The 21,266-nt window shown below is 60.4% G+C and carries 15 protein-coding genes; 3 read left to right on the forward strand and 12 right to left on the reverse strand.

Going from position 1 to position 21,266, the window contains the following annotated elements; genetic code table 11:
* Positions 1-248: 248 nt before the first annotated feature.
* Together Q1B40_RS15285 and Q1B40_RS15290 are read left to right on the forward strand one after the other, a co-directional pair.
* Positions 249-1,571, forward strand: coding sequence for an FAD-binding oxidoreductase (locus Q1B40_RS15285; protein ID WP_299816249.1), 1,323 nt, complete (start codon positions 249-251; stop codon positions 1,569-1,571).
* A gap of 88 nt (positions 1,572-1,659) precedes the next feature.
* Entirely contained in the window at positions 1,660-2,781 is a 1,122-nt protein-coding gene (locus tag Q1B40_RS15290; protein ID WP_299816251.1) for an ATP-dependent RecD-like DNA helicase, read from the forward strand.
* Here Q1B40_RS15290 and Q1B40_RS15295 read toward each other — a convergent pair.
* The gene (locus Q1B40_RS15295) at positions 2,765-3,415 is read right to left on the reverse strand and encodes a TetR/AcrR family transcriptional regulator (RefSeq protein ID WP_299816253.1); all 651 of its coding nucleotides are present in this window, start codon (positions 3,413-3,415) and stop codon (positions 2,765-2,767) included. The two genes, Q1B40_RS15290 and Q1B40_RS15295, sit on opposite strands and share 17 nt — an antisense overlap.
* A gap of 406 nt (positions 3,416-3,821) precedes the next feature.
* Between Q1B40_RS15295 and Q1B40_RS15300 the strand changes: the two genes are divergently transcribed.
* Complete coding sequence (locus Q1B40_RS15300; RefSeq protein ID WP_299816255.1) at positions 3,822-6,257, forward strand: Tex family protein; 2,436 nt, start codon at positions 3,822-3,824, stop codon at positions 6,255-6,257.
* A 224-nt stretch (positions 6,258-6,481) separates the two neighbouring features.
* On the opposite strand, the gene Q1B40_RS15305 is transcribed toward Q1B40_RS15300, so the two are convergent.
* The 11 genes from Q1B40_RS15305 to Q1B40_RS15355 form a co-directional block, all read right to left on the reverse strand.
* Positions 6,482-7,723, reverse strand: a complete 1,242-nt coding sequence (locus Q1B40_RS15305) for an FAD-binding oxidoreductase (protein WP_299816257.1) — start codon at positions 7,721-7,723, stop codon at positions 6,482-6,484.
* 157 nt (positions 7,724-7,880) lie between these two features.
* Complete coding sequence (gene arsB, locus Q1B40_RS15310) at positions 7,881-8,906, reverse strand: ACR3 family arsenite efflux transporter (RefSeq protein WP_299816259.1); 1,026 nt, start codon at positions 8,904-8,906, stop codon at positions 7,881-7,883.
* A gap of 194 nt (positions 8,907-9,100) precedes the next feature.
* Positions 9,101-9,454, reverse strand: coding sequence for a helix-turn-helix transcriptional regulator (locus tag Q1B40_RS15315; protein ID WP_299816261.1), 354 nt, complete (start codon positions 9,452-9,454; stop codon positions 9,101-9,103).
* A gap of 332 nt (positions 9,455-9,786) precedes the next feature.
* The gene (locus tag Q1B40_RS15320; protein WP_299816263.1) at positions 9,787-10,617 is read right to left on the reverse strand and encodes a dipeptide ABC transporter ATP-binding protein; all 831 of its coding nucleotides are present in this window, start codon (positions 10,615-10,617) and stop codon (positions 9,787-9,789) included.
* A 2-nt stretch (positions 10,618-10,619) separates the two neighbouring features.
* Entirely contained in the window at positions 10,620-11,456 is an 837-nt protein-coding gene (locus Q1B40_RS15325) for an ABC transporter ATP-binding protein (protein ID WP_299816265.1), read from the reverse strand.
* Between the two features lie 5 nt (positions 11,457-11,461).
* The gene (locus Q1B40_RS15330; protein ID WP_299816553.1) at positions 11,462-12,343 is read right to left on the reverse strand and encodes an ABC transporter permease subunit; all 882 of its coding nucleotides are present in this window, start codon (positions 12,341-12,343) and stop codon (positions 11,462-11,464) included.
* A 66-nt stretch (positions 12,344-12,409) separates the two neighbouring features.
* Entirely contained in the window at positions 12,410-13,417 is a 1,008-nt protein-coding gene (locus tag Q1B40_RS15335) for an ABC transporter permease subunit (protein WP_299816267.1), read from the reverse strand.
* Between the two features lie 118 nt (positions 13,418-13,535).
* A complete protein-coding gene (locus tag Q1B40_RS15340; protein ID WP_299816269.1) occupies positions 13,536-15,140 on the reverse strand; it encodes an ABC transporter substrate-binding protein in 1,605 nt (534 codons plus the stop codon).
* 300 nt (positions 15,141-15,440) lie between these two features.
* The gene (gene glpK, locus Q1B40_RS15345) at positions 15,441-16,934 is read right to left on the reverse strand and encodes a glycerol kinase GlpK (protein ID WP_299816271.1); all 1,494 of its coding nucleotides are present in this window, start codon (positions 16,932-16,934) and stop codon (positions 15,441-15,443) included.
* A 75-nt stretch (positions 16,935-17,009) separates the two neighbouring features.
* Positions 17,010-18,530 carry a glycerol-3-phosphate dehydrogenase gene (glpD, locus tag Q1B40_RS15350; RefSeq protein ID WP_299816273.1) on the reverse strand — a complete coding sequence of 507 codons (1,521 nt, stop codon included), beginning with the start codon at positions 18,528-18,530 and terminating at the stop codon, positions 17,010-17,012.
* 219 nt (positions 18,531-18,749) lie between these two features.
* Positions 18,750-21,077 (reverse strand): mechanosensitive ion channel domain-containing protein, encoded by a 2,328-nt coding sequence (locus Q1B40_RS15355; RefSeq protein ID WP_299816276.1) that lies wholly within the window; start codon positions 21,075-21,077, stop codon positions 18,750-18,752.
* Positions 21,078-21,266 lie beyond the last annotated feature (189 nt).

Consider the following 21,266-nt stretch of genomic DNA (forward strand, 5'->3'; position numbering starts at 1 on the left):
GGAAACGAACTCCGCAAACTATGTCCGGGAGAGACGTTGGGTTCAACAGGAGACTAGGGAACAAATTCTACAATCGTTTTCACAATCTTCCATATGTTTATAAAATTCATGTGCTTGGTTTTTAATAGACAATTATTGATTTTATCGAGCATGTTTCGGCTGTTTCAGAACAATCTCTGGCGGTTTCTCCTCTGGACAAACCCGGACGGCTCGCCTGTTGTGGTCCGAAACGCGAGAAGGAACGCTGAATGGCCAGTCCGGAGAGCCAGAAGACCCCCTATGACGCCATCATCATCGGCGCCGGTATCATCGGCTGCGCGATTGCCCATGCGATGGCAAGCAAGGGCCGCAGGACGCTGAATGTCGACGCCCTGCCCGCGGCCGGTTACGGTTCAACCTCTTCATCGGCAGCGGTCATCCGCACCTACTACTCCACGCTGGACGGCACCGCGATGGCGCTGGAGGGATATCACGACTGGAAGAACTGGCAGTCCTGCCTTGGCATGGAAGACCCGGAAGGCCTGGCCAGGTTTGTCGAAACCGGAACACTGGTCATGAAAACCGCGGCCAACAACTATCTCGAGCGCGTCCTGAAACACGCCGACACCCTCGGCATCGCCTATGAGCACTGGTCCGCGGAAAAGATCCTCGAGCGCATGCCGGGATACAATCTGGAATGCTTCGCCCCAGCCAAAAAGATGGACCATGACGACTTCGGCGCCCCGACCGGCGGAGAAATCCGCAGCGGTGTGTTTTTCCCCGCGGGCGGTTATGTCGACGATCCGCAGCTCGCGGCCCGCAATCTCAAAGATGCCGCCAGCCGCCACGGCGCGGAATTCCGGTTCAACACCAAGGTCGTGAAAATTCAGGTCGAGGATAACCGCGTGAGCGGGATCGTCTGTGCCGATGGCAGCGAACTCCACTCAGCCATCGTCATCAATGTCGCCGGTCCCCACTCGGGCAAGGTCAACGACCTGCTGGACGGCGACCCGGGCATCCGCATCGGACACAGACCGCTGCGCCAGGAGGTGGTGCAGATCAAACCACCGGAACGGCTCGGCTATTCCCGCGAAGGTCTGATCGTCTCCGATAGCGATATTGCCGTCTACCTGAAGCCGGGCAGCGGCGGCCAGCTCATGCTCGGCAGCGAAAACCCGCCCTGCGATCCGCCGCTGGAAGAAGACCCGGATGACTTTCCCCGCGACCTCACCGACCGCGCACTGACCTATGCCTACCGCTACTCCCAGCGCCTGCCCGACCTCGGCGTCTCGCAGCACCCTGTCGGCATCGCCGATCTGTACGACGCCACCGACGACTGGCTGCCGATCTATGACCGCAGCGATATCGACGGCTACTACCTGGCCATCGGCACCAGCGGCAACCAGTTCAAGAATGCCCCGGTCGCCGGACGGTTGATGGCGGATCTCGTCGACTATTGCGAAACAGGCAACGATCACGACGCCTCCCCGTTCCGCTTCCCGCTCAAAAAGGCCGGTCACACCCTGAACACCGCAACGTTTTCCCGCAAGCGCGACCTGACGAAGGAAAGCTCGTTTTCCGTCCTGGGGTGACAGGCGCGGTGCAAACACGGGATTCGCCCTTGGCCGACTCAGCCAAATCAGGGTAAGCAACCGGGTCTGCAATCTGAAGGAACGTTCCTTGGCCTGGTCCCCGCAACAAGATGAAGCCCTGAAAGCGACCGCCGCCTGGCTCCAGCGCGGCGACCGGCAGGTGTTCCGGCTGTTCGGCTACGCGGGCACCGGCAAGACAACGCTCGCCCGCCATCTGGCCGAAGGCATCGACGGCGATGTCTGTTTCGGCGCCTTCACCGGCAAGGCTGCCCATGTGCTGCGCCAGAAGGGCTGCGAGGACGCGGGCACCATCCACTCCCTGATCTACCGCCCGCGCTCCGCGAAGGAAGAAGAGACGACGGACGACGATGAAGAGGACGCAGGTCCGCAGTTTGCCATCAAGCGGGACAGCGCCGCCGCAACAGCGAGCCTGATCGTCATCGACGAGTGTTCCATGGTGGACGAGGATCTCGGTAAGGATCTCCTGTCCTTCGGGACGCCGGTGCTGGTGCTCGGGGATCCCGCGCAGCTCCCCCCGGTGAAGGGCGGCGGCTATTTCACCGATGCCGAACCGGACGTGATGCTGACGGAAGTTCATCGCCAGGCGCAGGACAATCCGATCGTGCGCATGTCCATGACCATCCGCGACGGCGGCGAACTGGATTACGGCGTCTTCGGTGAAAGCAAGGTAATCCATCGCCGCGAGATCGACAGGGAGCAGATCCTGGCGGCGGACCAGGTGCTGGTCGGCACCAACAAGACCCGGCGGCTTTACAACAGCCGCATCCGCGAACTGAAGGATTTCACGACGCCGATGCCCGCCGTTGGCGACAAGCTCGTCTGCCTCCGCAACGACAAGACCAAGGGCCTTTTGAACGGCGGACTGTGGACCGTGAAGCGGCTGCGCCAGTCACGCGGCAACACCTTGCGGTTCGATGTCGTCACCGAGGACGATCTCGCCAAAACAACCGTCAAGGTGAAGGTACTTCCGGCGATGTTCGAAGACGGTGCGGAAGCCATACCCTATGCGATCCGCCGCAAGGCCGACGAATTCGACTACGGCTACGCCCTGACCGTGCACAAGGCGCAGGGGTCGCAATGGGACGATGTGGTTCTGTTCGATGAAAGCTGGGCGTTCCGCGAGCACAAGAGCCGCTGGCTTTATACGGCGGTCACTCGCGCGGCCGAACGCATCACTGTCGTAAGATAGTGTCGCCCGGCTCGGCGTCTGCAAACACCTGCGGATTGCCGCAAACCGGCAGGGCACGCAGCCCCGTTTCGATAAAGGTCGACAGATCCGCTTCGGTGCTTCCGCTGCGCCCAAGCACGGCGATTGCCGAAAACTGACCATCCACGAATGTCGCCACACGATCGACATCCATGTCTGCCGGCATTTCCCCGGCTGAGACCGCTTTGAAAAGACGTTCCTTGATCGCCGTAAACCGCGAGTCCCTGAGCCCTTCGACCAGTTCCCGGTGCCTCTGCACTCCATAGGTGCAGTCGACAAGCGCATTGACGAGAAAACAGCCAGACGGCGTGTTGCGGTCTGTCGTCAGTTCGGCAACGGCCCCCAGAAAATCCCGCAAGTCCTCAATGACATGCTTTTGCGCCGCGTGAAGCCGCGCGAAGACCGGACCTCCGAACGTCTCGAAATAATGCAGAAGCGCCTTCTCGAAAATTGTCTCTTTGTCCCCGAAAGCCGCGTAAAGGCCGGGTTTGGCCATGCCCGAGGCTTCCGCCAGATCGTTCATGGAGGTTCCGCTATAGCCGTTTTGCCAGAAAGCGATCATCACCGACTGAAGGGCATCTTTCAGATCTACTTTTCTCGGCCGTCCGCGGGCCATTGGCAACGCCTCCATTTTACAATCGGCTTGATGAATTCTGCATGTTCGATGTCGTAATTCGCAGGACCAATTCAACCCTTCAGGCCGGATATTTCAGATTTCACAGCAAATCACAACGAGTTCACCAAAGGAATACGGCAATTGACGTTCGAGAGAACGATTTTTGTTACATTGCGTTCATAGGACGTAAATCGCGCGATTAAAAAATCGTGCAGGAATTACACCCTGCCGCAAGAGTACAATTTTCATCCGCATAATAATCAATTGAATGCCGCATATGCGTCTGCTTTGCGTAAATGCGTACAACAATTGCCGGTGGACGGAACCGCTCTTTGTCTTCCCCGCCCCCTTCAGGCGCATTATCGTCGGCGGCTGACATTTATCTCCACCGAAAGTTACCGCGTCAATGGCCAGTGTTACAGTTTCCGATCCGTCAAAACCCGGTTCCCAGGCCCTGAAGTCCGGCGACACCGCCTTGCGCATCGCACAACTGATCGCCGACGAGATCGGCTGCAAGGCAGCCCAGGTCAACACGACCGTCGAACTTCTCGACGAAGGCTCGACCGTACCCTTCATCGCCCGCTACCGGAAAGAGGCGACCGGCGGGTTGGACGACACCCAGTTGCGGAAGCTCGAGGAGCGGCTGATCTACCTGCGTGAACTGGAAGACCGGCGCGGCGCCATTCTCAAATCCATCGAGGAACAGGGCAAGCTTACCGATGACCTGATCGCCGGCATACAGGCCGCCGAAACCAAGTCCCGGCTTGAAGACATCTACCTGCCGTTCAAGAAAAAGCGCCGCACCAAGGCCCAGATCGCCCGCGAGGCCGGACTGGAGCCGCTCGCCGACCTGCTGCTTTCCGATCCTGCCAGGACACCGGAAACCGAAGCCGCTGCATTCGTGGATGCGGACAAGGGGTATGCCGATACCAAGGCTGTGCTCGACGGCGCCCGCCAGATCCTGATGGAGCGCTTTGCCGAGAACGCCGAACTCGTCGGCCGGCTGCGCAGACATGTCGAGGAACGCGGCGTCGTACAGGCGAAACTGATCGACGGCATGACGGAAAAAGGCGCGAAATTTGCGGACTATTTCGACTATTCGGAAAAATGGTCGAAGATCCCGAGCCACCGGGCCCTGGCCCTGTTTCGCGGGCGCAACGAAGGCATTCTCTCTGTCGACCTGACGGTGGACGCGGATGATGTCGCCCCCGTCCCGCCCGCGGTACGGATGGTCGCCGACACCTATGCCATCGCCGACCGGGGCCGCCCGGCGGACAAATGGCTGATGGAAGTGGCCCGTTTCGCCTGGAAGGTGAAGCTCGCGCTGCATCTGGAACTCGACCTGATGGGCGTACTGCGCGACAAGGCCGAAGAGGAAGCCATCCAGGTCTTTGCCAGGAACCTCAAGGACCTGCTGCTCGCCGCGCCCGCCGGCGCCCGGGCGACGCTCGGCCTCGATCCAGGCATCCGGACCGGGGTGAAGGTTGCTGTTGTCGATGAAACCGGCAAGCTGATCGACACCGCAACGATCTACCCGTTCCAGCCGCGCAACGATGTCTCCGGCGCCCGCGCCGCGCTGCTTGCCCAGATCGCAAAACACAAGGTCGGCCTGATCGCCATCGGCAACGGCACGGCCAGCCGCGAAACCGACAAGCTGACGGGCGACGTCCTCGCCGATATCCCGGCAGCACAACGCCCGGTGAAGGTGATCGTCAACGAAGCCGGTGCCTCTGTCTATTCCGCCTCCGAGCTGGCGGCCATGGAAATGCCGGGCGTCGATGTCTCCCTGCGCGGCGCGGCCTCCATCGCCCGCCGCCTGCAGGACCCGCTGGCCGAACTGGTCAAGATCGAGCCGAAATCCATCGGCGTCGGCCAGTACCAGCACGACGTCAACCAGACCCGGCTCGCCCGCGCGCTTGATGCGGTGGTGGAAGATGCGGTGAACGCCGTCGGGGTCGACCTCAACACTGCCTCCCCGGCGCTTCTGTCACGCATTTCCGGCTTGTCTGACAGCCTTGCGCGCGCCGTCGTCGAGCACCGCGAGGAAATCGGCCGCTTCGACAGCCGGTCACAGCTCAAGAAGGTGCCGCGTCTCGGCGCCAAGGCCTATGAACTCTGCGCAGGCTTCCTGCGCATCAACGACGGCAAGGAGCCGCTCGACGCCTCTTCCGTTCACCCGGAAGCCTACCCGCTGGCCAAGCGCATCGTGAAGGCCTGCGGCCGCGATGTCCGCCAGATCATGGGCAACGGTTCACTGCTGAGCAACCTGGATCCGGCCGACTACACGGACGAGAAATTCGGCCTGCCGACGGTGAAGGACATTTTCGCCGAACTGGAAAAACCGGGCCGTGACCCGCGCCCGGAATTCAAGACAGCAACCTTGCAGGACGGCATCGAGGAGATCTCCGACCTGAAACCGGGCATGAAGTTGGAAGGCACGGTCACCAACGTCACCAACTTCGGCGCCTTCGTCGATGTCGGCGTTCACCAGGACGGTCTGGTGCATGTCTCCCAGCTCGCCGACCGCTTCGTTGACGACCCGCACAAGATCGTCAAGGCAGGCGACATCGTCAGCGTGACCATTCTGGACGTGGACGTCCCGCGCAAGCGCATCTCCATGACCATGAAGAGCCAGGCCGACTATCAGGGCCAGCGGGAACGTACCGGTCAGGAGCGAGGTGGCCAGAACCAGGGACGTCCGGGCGGCAGAGCCCCCGGCGGCAACGCTCCGCGTGGTGGTCCCGGTGGCGGAAAGAGAGGCGCGCCGAAATCTTCCGGCGCTGACGGCGGCAACAATGCTCTGGCAGCAGCCCTGGCGGCGGCAATGAACAAGAAGAAGTAGCCCGGCACAACACTGCCGGGCGCTTCCGTCGCCGGCACGGCAGGCACCCCCACCCCAATCCCCTCCCCACAAGGGGGAGGGGTCGAGACTGCCGATCTGGCTGGTCACTCATACTCGACGAACTTCGCAGACAAGCAAACAGCATCACGAACACCGGGGCCGCATCCCCCTCCCCCTTGTGGGGAGGGTTAGGGGTGGGGGTATCTCACGGGAAAACTCCGCCGCTAGAACCGACCCGCCGCAAACGGCTTCGGATCGACTGCAGGCGCCTTGCCCTCGATCATGTCGGCAATCATCTCGCCGGTGACAGCCGCCTGTGTCAGGCCGTGATGGGCGTGGCCGAAAGCATAGAAAATCCCGTCATGACGTGTTGCCGGAGAAATCACCGGCAGGCTGTCGGGAAGGGAGGGACGGAAGCCCATCCAGCGCTTGCCGCCTTCCGTCTTGAGGCCGGGATAAAACAGCCGCGCCTTGGCGACCATGGCATCGACGCGCTTCCAGTTGGGCGGCAGGTTCAGACCTCCGAATTCAACCGCGCCGCCGACGCGCAGGCCGGTCGATAGCGGAGACAGCACGAAGCCGTGCCCCGGCAGCATGATGAACCTCTTCACGGTGATGGACGGAGCGGGAATGGTGATGTTGTAGCCGCGTTCGGTATCGAGCGGGATCCGGTCGCCGAGTTGGGCCGCAAGATGCTTCGACCAGGCGCCGCAGGCGACGACGAGCCGGCTTGCTTCGATCCGCTCACCCGATTTCAAAATGAGCCCGCACCCGTTGCCGTTCGGCTCAAGACGGTCGATCTCGGCAACCGTGAAGTCCACACCCTGCCCTTTCAGCCAGTCCGCCAGCGACAGGCACAGGATCTTCGGATCGTCGACCTGCATCCAGTCCGGCACCAGAGCACCACCGATTGCCCGGGTCGACAGATCCGGCTCAAGCTCGCGGATGGCCCCGGCAGCAAGCTCTTCGACCGCGATGCCATGGTCCCGCTGTTCAGCCCAGGCCTGCCGGGCTTTCTCAAGCGATGCGGCCGTATCCAGAAGTTCCAGACAGCCATCGCGGCGCACCTGGTTGTGGGTTCCGGACACGCGCCAGAGCCGTTCCCAGGCCGGCAGCACCCCGCTGTTGATGTCCACAAGGGCTGCGGTACTGCGCGCCACGCGTTCGGGGTTCGACGCCGCCAGAAAACGCAGCATCCAGGGCAGGATCTTCAGCGCATAGGCTGGCCGAACCGAGAGTGGCCCGAGAGGATCGGCGAGCCATTTAAGCGCCTGCTTCCACAGCCCCGGCGAGGCTATCGGGGCCACGTCCGTCCAGGCGATCGCGGAGGCATTCCCCTGGCTCGCGCCGGCCGCCGGCCCTTCCCGGTCGAGGATGGTCACCTGATAGCCGCGTTGCACCAGAATGGCGGCAGTGGCGAGGCCGACAATACCCGCACCGGCGATATGGACACGTCCCTTGCTCATGCTGCTCCGACCGTTTTCCCGCTTCCCCGAACCAGCGCGGCGACAGGTTGCCGTCCGCTCTCAAGAGGCCGGAACCGTTCTGTCAGCCGGCACGCCATTTATCAAGTCGGCATCGCAACCGGATGACTCCGGCGGCAACAGATGGGTATTCCCATCCCTACGCGGTCACCGGAAAATGGGATCGTGTCCTGTTGGCGAAGGCCACAAGGGACAGCATCACCGGCACTTCCACCAGCACCCCGACAACCGTCGCCAACGCGGCACCGGAATTCAGCCCGAACAGGCTGATGGCGACGGCAACCGCGAGTTCGAAGAAGTTTGACGTCCCGATGAGCGCCGCCGGGGCCGCGGTGTTGAACGGTACGCGCCACAGATAGCCCCAGCCATAGGCAATGAAGAATATGCCGTAGCTCTGGATCAGCAGCGGCACCGCGATCAGCACGATGACCATCGGCTTGTCGAGAATGGTCTGCGCCTGAAATCCGAACAGCAGAACCACCGTCGCCAGCAGGCCCATCACCGAGAAGGGTTTGACCTTTCCCGTGAACGCGGCGATGCGTGCGTCATTGTCGGTTCCATCCAGCGCCTTGCGCGTCAGATACCCGGCGATGAGCGGAATGATGACGTAAAGGATCACCGACAGAAGCAGAGTCTGCCACGGGACAATGATATCGGTCACCCCAAGCAACAAGGCCGCGATTGGCGCGAAGGCGAAGACCATGATGATGTCGTTGATCGAGACTTGAACGAGCGTGTAATTGGCATCGCCGCGCACCAGCTGGCTCCAGACGAACACCATGGCCGTGCAGGGAGCAACCCCGAGCAGGATCATGCCGGCGATGTATTCCTTCGCGGTCTGCGGATCGACAAGACCCGCGAAGACATGCTCGAAGAACAGAATGCCGAGCGCCGCCATCGTAAACGGTTTGATCAGCCAGTTGACGACAAGGGTGATGCACAGGCCCTTGGGCTTCCTGCCGACGTCCTTCAGGGACGCAAAATCGACGTTCACCATCATCGGGTAGATCATCACCCAGATGAGAACGGCAACAACGAGATTGACGCTGGCATATTCAAACGATGCGATCGTCTCGAAGATTGCCGGAAAAACCGCGCCGAAACCGACGCCCGCGGCGATACACAACGCGACCCACAGCGACAGATATCGCTCGAAGAGTCCCATGGGTGAAGATGCTTCCTTGCTCATGACCATTCTTTCGTTATTCGATTTTCGAGCGGCTCGAAGGCCGCGTCAAAGACAACCCCGACCCTGCTTTCCGGTCCCGGTTTTTCGCCGGACCGGGGATATTCAGTGAGGGACCGTTGCGCAGACGAACAGGACACCGCGTTCTTTCACGAGGCCACCTTGCCGGGCTCTCAGCAATCATTCGCGCTGTCACGGGACGCCGGTCCCATCATGTTGAGAAATGGAGCGCAGAGCTCCGGGTTGCCGCCGCAGCAGTCCTGCAGCAGATAGGTCACCAGATCCTGCATGGTGCGCAGGTTCGCGCGGTAACAGATCGAACGCCCGTCCCGCTCGGCCTGCACAAGGCCGGAACGGGACAGGGCGCCCAGATGGGTCGACAGGGTATTGGGACGAACGTCCAGCGCATCGGAGATCGCCCCGGCTGTCATGCCGTCGGCTCCGGCCTTCACCAGCAGGCGAAAGACGTCGAGGCGCGTTTCCTGGCCGAGCGCCGCCAACGCATTCAGGGCTTCTTCTTTTTCCATAATTCGAGAATACCCGAATTAACGAATAAAACAACTCCCCCGGATGCCTGTTTTTCACCGGATACGAGAAAGACGCCCTGCAAGCACACACAAACGTTGCCCGGAGAGCAGCCTCCTGCTCGCAGGAACCTCTTCTGCGTGACTCCCCGGCCAAGCGCAGCGCTGAGCCGGGGTCCACTCGTTTCCAGAGAGTCGCCTGTGTGTCTCCGAAGACCGCTCCGGTCGGAGCACGCCCGAGCAAAGCCATCCTCGTCAATCAGGCTCGACAAAACCGAGCCGGACCGGTCAAGAAGGATGTGCCCGCTCAAAACGCTTATCGCCGGGTAACTGCCTCAGGCAGCCTTGGCAGCCAACCGCTTACGGATGCTTTCGGCATCCGCGCGCGGCGTCGCCGCGAACAGGGTCTTGGTGTAATCGTGCTGCGGATTGTCGAACACCTCGTCCCGCGTGCCGTATTCCACGACCTCGCCGAAATACATCACCATCACCTTGTCGGCGAGATAGCGCACGACGGACAGGTCGTGGGAGATGAACACGTAGGTCAGCCCCATCTCGTCCTGCAGGTCGGCCAGCAGATTGAGGATCTGCGCCTGGACGGAGAGGTCCAGGGCGGAGACCGGCTCATCGAGAACCAGCAGCTTCGGCTGCAGCATGATGGCCCGGGCGATCGCGACACGCTGGCGCTGACCGCCGGAGAACATATGCGGATAACGGCCGTAGTGTTCCGGCTGCAGACCGACCTTCTCCAGCATCTGGAGCGCAAGGTCCCGGCGTTCGGCGGCCGGCATGTCCGTGTTCAGCAGCAGCGGTTCTTCCAGAACGTGACCGATCTTCTGTCGCGGGTTCAGCGAGCCGTAGGGGTTCTGGAAAACGATCTGCACCTTCTGACGCATCTCCTTGGAAATGCCGGTTCTGGCGATATCCATCGAAAGGCCGTCGATCTCGATGCTGCCGGAACTCTGCGCGTCGATCATCGTCAGCATGCGCGCCAGGGTCGACTTGCCGCAGCCGCTCTCGCCCACGACGGCAAGCGTCGAACCGCGCTTCACATCGAAACTGACACCTTTGACTGCAGTCAGTGTCGAGCCCTTCTTGAACATCCCGCCGCTGATGTCATAGGTGCGGTAGAGGTCTCGGACCTTGAGAATTACATCGTCTGACATCTTCAAAACCCTCCCGCTTCGGCAAAGTCGCTGACCGTCGGCAGACGGTCGCCGGTTGCATTTTCCGGCAGCGCCGAAAGAAGTGCCTGTGTGTAGGGGTTCTGCGGGCTCTCGAACAGTGAAAGCACATCGGCTTCCTCCATTTTCCGGCCCTTGTATTGAACGATCACGCGATCTGCGGTCTCCGCAACGACACCCATGTCATGGGTGATCATGATAAGGCCCATGCCGCTGTCCTGCTGCAACTGAACCAGAAGATCCAGGATCTGTTTCTGGATGGTAACGTCCAGCGCCGTGGTCGGCTCATCCGCGATCAGAAGTTTCGGGGCACAGGCGATCGCCATGGCGATCATCACGCGCTGGCACTGCCCGCCGGACATCTGGTGCGGAAAGGCATTGATCCGTCCTTCAGGGTCGGGAATGCCAACCGAGGTCAAGAGCTCGACGACCCGGTCCTTGACCTGCCTGCCCCTCAGGCTTGTATGGGTCTTCAGAGTTTCCCCCAGCTGGAAGCCGACCGTGAAGCACGGGTTCAGGCTGGCGATGGGCTCCTGAAAGATCATCGAAATGTCCTTGCCGATCACTTTCCGGCGCTCCCGGACGGACAGGGTCCTGAGGTCCGTGCCCTCAAAATCCATCTTGTCCGCGGTGATCGTTGCACTGTCCGGCAGGAGCCCCATGGTCGCCAGCATGGCAACGGATTTCCCCGAACCGGACTCTCCGACAATGGCCAGAACTTCCCCGGCATCGACCATGTAGTCGACACCGTCGAGCGCCCTGAACGGCCCTTTCGCGGTGTCGAATTCGATCCTCAGGTTCCTGATTTCAAGAAGAGACATGGACCTCAGCTCCTCTTCAGTTTCGGGTCGAGCGCATCGCGCAATCCGTCGCCGACCAGGTTGATGGCAAGCACGGTGATCAGGATGGCAAGGCCCGGGAAGGTGACGACCCACCAGGCGCGCAGGATGAATTCGCGTGCCTCGGCCAGCATGGTGCCCCATTCGGGCGTGGGCGGCTGCGCGCCCATGCCGAGGAAGCCGAGCGCGGCCGCATCCAGGATTGCATTGGAAAACGACAGGGTCGCCTGAACGATCAGCGGTGCAAGGCAGTTCGGCAGGATCGTCTTGAACATCAGCCGGAAATGCCCGGCACCGGCCACCTTGGCCGCGATCACATAGTCGCGCGAGCGTTCCGCCATGACAGCGGCCCGGGTCAGACGCACGAAATGCGGTTGCAGCACCAGGGCGATAGCAATCATCGCATTGACCAGACCCGGCCCGAGGATCGCCACAAGCACCAGGGCAAGCAACAGCGAGGGGAAGGCCAGAATGATGTCCATGATCCGCATGATGAACGTATCAACCGCACCGCGCACATACCCGGCGACGAGGCCGAGAACGATCCCGCCGACCAGGGCGATGCTGACGACGACAACGCCGATGAACAGCGAGAAGCGCGCGCCGTAGATCAGGCGGGAGAGCATGTCGCGGCCGACCGCGTCCGTCCCCAGAAGGAAGGCAGCCTTGCCGCCCTCTTCCCACACCGGCGGCACCAGGAAACTGTCCCGGTACTGCACGTCCGGATTATGCGGAGCGACAAAGGGAGCGAACACCGCCATCAGAACCAGCAGGGTGAAGACGATCAGGCCGAGAACGGCACCTTTGTTCTGCGAAAAATAATACCAGAATTCGTAAAGCTGCGCCTTGGTGGCATTGCGGCTTTCCATTTCGAGCCTGGATGTATCGGCCTTCGTGGCCGGGGAGGTTTTTGTCATTGTTCTTAAACCCTCGGCTCAGTTGTAGCGGATGCGCGGATTGATCAGGCCGTAGAGCACATCCACGATCAGATTGACCAGCATGATGATGCCGGCGATCATCAGAAGGCCGCCCTGAACGACGAAATAGTCCCGGCGTGAAATGCTGTCGACCAGCCATTTGCCGATGCCCGGCCATGAGAAGATGGTTTCCGTGAGGATGGCGCCGGCCAGCAGCACCCCGACCTGGAGACCGATGGTGGTCACCACGGGAATGAGCGCGTTGCGTAGCGCGTGAAGACCGATCACCGATCTCGGCGGCAGCCCCTTCGCCCGGGCGGTGCGCACATAATCCTCGCCCAGAACTTCAAGCATGGCGGAGCGGGTCTGGCGGGCGATCACCGCGAGCGGAATTGTCGCCAGCACGATGGACGGCAATATCAGGTGCCGGACCGCGGACAGGAATGCACCCTTTTCCCCCGACAACAGACTGTCGATCAGCATGAAACCGGTCGGTTGCGGAAAGAAATACAGAAGCGAGATCCGTCCGGACACCGGAGTCCACTGCAGGATGCCGGAGAAAAGGATGATCAGCAGCAGGCCCCACCAGAAGATCGGCATGGAATAGCCGATAAGCGCCGTCCCCATGACCGCCTGGTCGGCAATCGAGCCGCGTTTGACGGCAGCGTAGATACCGGCGGGAATGCCGAGGCAGACCGCGAGAATGATGGCGCAGAGCGCAAGTTCGGCGGTGGCGGGAAACAGCGTCATGAACTCGTCGAGCACAGGCTTTTTCGATGCGAAGGACGTCCCCAGGTCACCCTGAAAAATGCCGGCGATGTAGTCGATATACTGCCGCCAGAGCGGCTGGTCGAAACCCATCTGCTCCAGAAGCTGGGCCTTGCGTTCCGGCGAAATGCCGCGTTCTCCGGCAAGAAGATCCAGCGGATCGCCCGGCAGAAGACGGATGAACGAGAAGGCAACCAGGGTGACACCGAAAAACGTCGGTATCAAAAGTCCGAGCCGGCCGAAAAGAAAGCGAAACATGTCAGATTCCAGATACGAAGAACCAGCGGAAGCCGTCACATGTCATGATGGCTTCCACCGGTCATAATGTCTGAAGGCGCCGGCATCGCTGCCAGCGCCTTCGGGGATTCAGGCGGATTTACTCCGCGATATCCACACCGTCAAACCAATGGCCGCCAAGCGGGTCCATGACATAACCGGTGACCTTGGAGGACATCGGCATGAAGACGACGGAATGCGCGATGGTCGCCCACGGAGCCTGTTCCTTGAAGACAACCTGCGCCTCTTCGTAGAGCTTGGTGCGCTCTGCCTTGTCGGTCACGGTCTTTGCCTTCTGGATGAGAGCTTCGAAGTTCTCGTCACACCACTGTGCGCGGTTGGAACCGCCAACACCGTCACAGCCGAGCAGAACGGCAAGGAAGTTGTCCGGGTCGCCATTGTCGCCGGTCCAGCCAAGCAGAACGGCTCCGTCGCGATCGACTTCCTTGGAACGGGACAGGTACTCACCCCATTCATAGGAAACGATCTCGACATTAACCCCGACTTTCGCGAAGTCGGCCTGAATGACTTCCGCCATACGGCGGGCATTCGGGTTGTAGGGCCGCTGGACAGGCATTGCCCAGATCTTCATGGACAGGTCGGACACACCGGCAGCTTCCAGCATTTCCTTGGCCAGATCCGGATTGTAGTCGTCGTCCTCGATCGCGTCGTTATAGGACCACATGGTCGGCGGGATCGGGTTCTTGGCCGCCTGGCCGGAGCCCTGGAAGACGGCGTCGAGGATCGCCTGCTTGTTGATCGCGTGGTTCAGCGCCTTGCGGACTTCCGCCTTGTCGAACGGAGCCACCTTGGTGTTATAGGCAAGGTAGCCGACGTTCAGGCCCTGCTGTTCCATCAGCGTCAGGTTGCTGTCGTCACGGATGTCGGCGACATCGGCCGGAGCCGGGTACGGCATCACATGACACTCGCCTGCCTTCAGCTTCTGCAGGCGAACCGCTGCATCCGGCGTGATGGCGAAGACAAGGTTGTCGACAGGCTGTTTGCCGTTCCAGTAATCGGCGAAAGCCTCATAGCGGATCACCGCGTCTTTCTGATAGCCGACAAACGCAAACGGGCCGGTTCCGACAGGCTCCTGGTTGAGCTGTTCCTTGGTGCCCGCAGCCTCCAGCTGGTCGGCGTATTCAGCCGACAGGATCGACGCGAAGTCCATCGCCAGGTTGGCGATCATCGGAGCTTCCGGCCGGTTCAGCACGAATTTCACCGTGTAATCGTCAACTTTCACGATTTCCTTGATGAGATCCGGCATCGACATGCCGTTGAAATATTCCCACGCAGCGCCCGGGGTATATTCATGCCACGGGTTGTCTTTCTTCAGCTGCCGCTCGAACGAGAAAACCACGTCGTCGGCATTGAAATCACGCGTCGGCGTGAAGAAACTTGTTGTGTGGAATTTCACGCCCTTGCGGAGATTGAACGTGTATTCCAGACCGTCTTCGGAAACGTCCCAGCTTTCTGCCAGACCCGGCAGCACTTCTGTCGTGCCGCGTTTGAATTCAACCAGACGGTTGTAAACGGGTTTGGAGGACGCATCGAAGGTCGTTCCGGCGGTGTAGAGGGCGGTGTCGAAGCCTTCAGGCGAACCTTCCGAGCAATAAACCAGGGTTTTTGCGGAAGCGCCCGTTGCCGCGATCACGGCAAGGCTTGCGCCAAGAAGGGTTGCCTTCAAGGTTTTTTGAAAATTCATCAAACTGTTCTCCCCTTGATGAAGAAGCTGGGGCCCTGCATCGTTAAGATCGTGCAATGGAATTAAGCCCGAGCCAGCGCAAACTAAGGCGGTTTTTTGATCGAAAATCAACTACCAACATATTTCTAATTTGGCCCGATTTTTGAAATAATTTTTCTGGGTAAACCATGCTGACGTAATATTTTGACGATATATCGACACCACAATGGAAACTGATACCGTATGGGAACGTGTTTTCCGGATCAATTCAAATCGTTGAAAACAAAAAGACTCTCGAATTGACGTGAGTCTATAGGTTTATCAATCGAGAGTAGATCTTGTGCGGTTGACCGCATCCTTCCAGCCGGACACCAGGCGACGGCGTTCACTTTCCTGTAACCCGGGCTGGAACCGTCTTTCCAGCTTCCATTGCGCGGAAAAAGCATCCGCTCCCGGCCAGACGCCGGCTTTCGATCCGGCCAGCCAGGCAGCCCCGAGCGCCGTCGTCTCCGCAACGGTAGGCCGATCGACCGGAGCCCCCAGAATGTCGGCCAGAAACTGCATCGTCCAGTCGGACGCAGACATGCCGCCATCGACCCGCAGGACCGGCGGCTCCGCATCCGGCCAGTCAGCACGCATGGCGTCCACCAGATCGCGTGTCTGAAAGCCGACACTCTGCAGGACGGCACGGGCAATCTCCTTCGGGCCTGTGTTCCGGGTCAGCCCGAACATCGCGCCGCGGGCGTCCGCGTCCCAGTACGGCGCCCCGAGCCCGACAAAGGCGGGCACCAGATAAACATCCTGATTCGGGTCGGCCTGTTCCGCCAAGCCCTGTGTCTCGCCGGCGCTGTCGATGAGGCCAAGTCCGTCCCGCAGCCACTGCACCGCGGCACCGGCAATAAAGATCGATCCCTCAAGCGCATAGGTCGTCTTGCCGTCAAGCCGGTAGGCGATCGTCGTCAGCATGCGGTTTTTCGACAGGACCGGCGTCTCACCGGTGTTCATCAGCGCAAAACACCCGGTCCCGTAGGTGGATTTCACCATGCCCGGCCTGAAGCAGGCCTGCCCAACCGTCGCCGCCTGCTGATCGCCCGCCACACCCAGGATCGGCAGCGGCCGACCGAAGAGGTCCGGCGCACTGGAACCGAAGTCGTCCGCGCTGTCCTTGACCTGCGGAAGCAGGCTCATGGGGATATTCAGCAGTCGGCAGAGGTCTCCGTCCCATGCGTTTTCATGGATGTTGTAGATCAGGGTGCGCGCGGCATTGGTGGCATCGGTGGCGTGCACCTTGCCTTCGGTGAGCTGCCAGATCAGCCAGGTATCGACCGTCCCGAAAGCCAGTTCGCCCCGTTCCGCCCTGGCCCGGACACCCTCGACGTTGTCCAGTATCCAGGCGATTTTCGTGCCGGAGAAATAAGGATCGAGGAGCAGTCCGGTTTTGGCCGAGAAGGTCTCCTCCAGCCCCTCGCTCCGCAGTCTGGCGCAGGTGTCCGAAGTTCTGCGGTCCTGCCAGACGATTGCATTATACACCGGCACGCCGGTGGACCGGTCCCAGATCAGGGTTGTCTCGCGCTGGTTGGTGATCCCGATCGCGGCAACGCCCGCGCCCCCTTGCGGCGCTTTTTCCAGGGCTTCCCGGCAGACTTCCAGCGTGCTGTCCCAGATATCGGAAGGGGAATGCTCCACCCAGCCCGATTTTGGAAAATATTGTTTGAATTCCTGCTGCCCGGAGCTGACGCGGGTGAAGTCTTCTCCGAAGACAATCGCGCGGCTTGACGTCGTGCCCTGGTCGATTGCCAAAACAAATCCGGCCATGGTGCTCCTCCCCTTGTTCTTTCTTGTTTCATCGCGATTGCCGGCAAACCCGGAAAATCGCGCATCTGCGGCAGACTATGCCGCAGCGCCGGGCCGCTCTGCAAGATAACCGGAGATGAAGCTTTCCAGTTCGCCGGCCTCTTCCGCGCTCAACACCAGGCCGAGTTTGGTCCGCCGCCACAAAACGTCGTCAGCTGTGCGCGCCCATTCCCGATCGATCAACCACTTCACCTCGGCCTCATGAAGATTCGAACCGAAACAGCGGCCAAGATCCTCCAGCGAGGCAGCTTCCATCAGGAAAAGCCTCGCATCGGTCCCGTAAAGACGGATCAGGCGGGTCGCGAAAGCCGTGTCCAGGAAAGCAAAGTCCTTTTCAAGCCGCGCCACTTCCTCGTCGAACCCGTCCACCTTGAAATTGCCGCCCGGCAAGGGCGCATAGGCTGTCCACACTCCCCGCTTGAACGGCAGATACGCTTCCAGCTTCTTCAAGGCCTCTTCCGCCAGCTTGCGGTAGGTCGTGATCTTGCCTCCGAAGACCGAAAGCACCGGTGGCTCCGTCTCCCCGCCTTCCATCTCCAGCACGTAGTCCCGAGTCGCGGCCTTGGCGTCCTTTGCGCCGTCATCATAGAGCGGCCGGACACCGGAATAGGTATGCACCACCTCTTCGGGCGTGACCGGCGTAGCCAGATATTCGCTGGCGGCCTTGCACAGATAGTCGATCTCGTCATCGGTAATGCGAACCGTACCCAGATCCCCTTGATAGTCGATATCGGTGGTGCCGATCAGCGTGAACTTCCCCTCGTAGGGGATCGCAAAGACTATGCGGCCATCGCCATTCTGGAAAATGAAGCAACGATCGTGGTCAAACCGGCTCGGCACGATGATATGACTGCCCTTGACGAGGCGGACCTTTGCCTTGCTCTTCGCCCCGGCAATGCCTTGCAACATGTCGGCGACCCAGGGACCGGCGGCATTGACAAGCACGCGCGCGCTCACCGTCTTCTCCTCGCCAGAGGCAAGATCCTGCAGCACGACTTTCCAGAGATCCCCGTCCCTGCGCGCGGCAATGCATTTGGTCCGCGTGAGCACCTTTGCCCCCCGATCGGAAGCATCCAGTGCGTTCAGAACCACCAGACGTGCGTCGTCCACCCAGCAATCGGAATATTCAAATCCCTTTTTGAACAGCGGCTTGAGGCCTCGGGAGAAAACACCGCTGTCGAGGCGCACAGTTTTGGTCGCCGGCAACAGCTCTCGGCCGCCCAGATGATCGTAGAGAAAAAGACCGAGACGCAGCAACCAGGCAGGACGCAGGTCCTTGTGATGCGGGAGGATGAAACGCAGCGGCCAGGCGATGTGCGGCAGCGCGCGCAACAGCACTTCGCGCTCTTTCAACGCCTTGCGGACGAGACCGAACTCGTAATATTCCAGATAGCGCAGCCCGCCGTGAATAAGTTTCGTCGACGCCGAGGATGTCGCTCCGGCGAGGTCTCCCATTTCAACGAGCATGACCGATGCACCGCGGCCCACCGCATCCCGGGCAATCCCCGTTCCGTTAATGCCCCCGCCAATGATCAACAGGTCGTAATCAGCCGTCATGGTTTCCGTCTCCGGCTTGCGCTCATATGCGATTTCAGCATGAAATGAAAATAAAGCGAAACATCGCGAAATTCAATCAACATTTTCGTGCCAGCGTAGAGCAACGCACCCGGCTACTGCCTATGGCCGGGACTCGGGAAACGTTGAAACCCGGCCATGGTTCCTAACGGGGTTTCGCCATTTCCCATGCCATTTCGTCTTCATTTATGGGTCCACACCCTAGTTGGGCTCATCCTGGGAAGGAGCATCGTCCGCCGGATCGTCTGCGTCGGTTTCGGGCTTGCCGCGTTTTTTCGATCCCTTGGCCTCGCCCCCGTAGGGCGGTATTGCGGCATGATAGGTAACCTGCGGGAATGGAATTTCGATACCGCGTTCGTCGAAAACCTGTTTAACGAACTCGTTATAGGCCCGGCCGACCGACCACTGGTCGCCCGGCGTGGTCTTGATACGCGCACGGATATCGATCGAACTTGCGCCGAAGTTCGTCACGCCGTGCATCTCCAGGTCCCCGAAGATCTTGGGACTGTAGTCTGTCGCCTTCAGGCGCCGGAAGGCTTCCGTCATGGCCTCCTTGGCATTGGGAATATCCGTGTCGTAGGACACGCCGATCAGTGCGACATGATAGGAGAAGCCGCGCATGAAATTCGACACCATGTCGACGGAAGAGAAAGGAATGATGTGGGTCGTGCCGTCAAGATCCCGGATACGCACCGAACGGACCGTGATCCCTTCCACGGTCCCCGTGATGCCGGCAACCGTCACCACGTCGCCTTCGTTGATGGCATTCTCGATCTGAATGAAGGCGCCTGTGATGATATCCTTCACCAGCGTTTGCGCCCCGAAGGAAATCGCCAGACCGACAACACCGGCACCGGCGATAAGCGGCCCGATATTCACGCCGATTTCGGACAAGGCCAGCAGCGCCACCATCACGATGATGACGACTGTGGAAGCGTTTCGGAACAGTTGAAACAACGTTCTTTCGCGGGCAGTCACCAGGCGACCGGACCGTTCCTGCAGGCGCAGATCGACCCAGGACATCACCGCCAGCCAGATCAGGAAACCCACCAGGACCACCAGAAGCGCCGAGCCGTAGCCGCTCAGCAGCTGGAAGCCGGCCTCACTTGCGAGCCAGTCGAGCACACTCAGGATGCCCCAGATTTCCAGCAGGGCCAGAACCGTTACCAGGAAAACGGCCAACCTGATGAACTTCAGTATCCTGGGAACGAAGGCGTTCAATCGCCTGTGCAGCGCCGGCAGGCTTGTCTGCATGCTGTCCGGAAGCGGAATGCCGTCCTTGATAGCGCTGGTGAGAACCAGCGACACCAAGATCCCGGTGGCAATAGCCACGATGGACTGACCGGTGGCATTCAGAATGATGGATGTGGCATCGAAGGGGCGGGTTACCCAGATTATGAAGACGGCGGCAAGATATCCGTAGGCAGCGAAATGCCAGATGCGTCCGCCGACCGCCAGAACACGGCTTGCCAGCGCGCTATGCATGGTTTGCGCATAATCGCTCACGCCCTGGCAGACATACTGCCGATTCCGATGAACGAGAACAAAAAGGTAGATCGTTCCCAGGAACACCACCAGAAAACGCAACGCGTTGCCCAGGACGAAGGACGCCGCGATATTGGCAACCGGCACCACGAGGAACAAGCCGTAGATGATCCAGTAGACGAAGAGATGCAGACGGCTGCTCCAGTAACGCGAAGCTTCGTCCGTGAACGGCAGGAGGCGCAGTTGCCGGTGCGCCGGCACGAAGATGAACCGCAAGGCGACATTCGCCAGTTCGGCAATGAAAAACGCATTCAGCGCCAGACTTTCCTGCAAGGTGACACCGGCCTGCAGGCCACCATAGCCGGCAAGCGCGACTGCATTGCCGACTGCCCAGCCCAGTCCGACCGCTATCGCGTCCATTCCCGACGTCACGATGAGAAGGAAGCTGCGCATCAGCCCGCCGCGTTTCCCGGCGATAGCGGACATCTTCGGATAGAGCAGCTTCATCGCAGCCTTGCTGATGAGCAGACCGGCATAAGCGGCCAGAAGCACGACAAGAACATGAAGGGCTATCGGTTTCAGCTGCTCCCACTTGATCGGAATCTCTCCGCGCACGATCCGGAGCAGGCCGTGAAGGGGTCTTACGGACTGGGTGAGAACAACTCCCGCATCATCGACGAGCGCGCGCGTGTATTCTCCAACCTTGAGCGCGAAATTCTCGCCTGTGCCTGTACTCGCGCTCTGGTCGGATTGGGCGGCCGGCGCATCGGACGAGCTGCTGCCACTCAATGAGGGCAGGATCGAATCGCCCGGGGTAGTGGTTTCCTCCCCCGCAGCACTGCTCTCGCCTGCGTTCTGTTTGAGAAGTTCGATCAGAGCTGCCCGGCTCTTCGGATCGTTCAGAACATTGATGAGCGCATCGCTCGCCTGCGTGACATCTGCGGAATTGCTCTGCTGGGCATCGGCGTTCTGGGCCGCAGCCGGCACCACGCAAAAGAACATCAGCCCGATCAGGACGGCAAGGCTTGGGCGCAAACGTCTCATTTCAAATTCAATCCGTTTCTGAACAGCGTGAACATCTCTCGTCACGGTCCAGACAATAAGGAAGAACCGTTGGTTAAGGAAAGACCGCCCGATCTTTAATTGGGTATGAATTGTTTTGCAGCGGTTTGCTCCGGCCTGCACGTGATCCGCTACAGGAAACCATTTGACCGTATGACTGCCCCAAGGGCA

The sequence above is a fragment of the uncultured Roseibium sp. genome (genome assembly GCF_947496995.1).
Lineage (GTDB): Bacteria > Pseudomonadota > Alphaproteobacteria > Rhizobiales > Stappiaceae > Roseibium.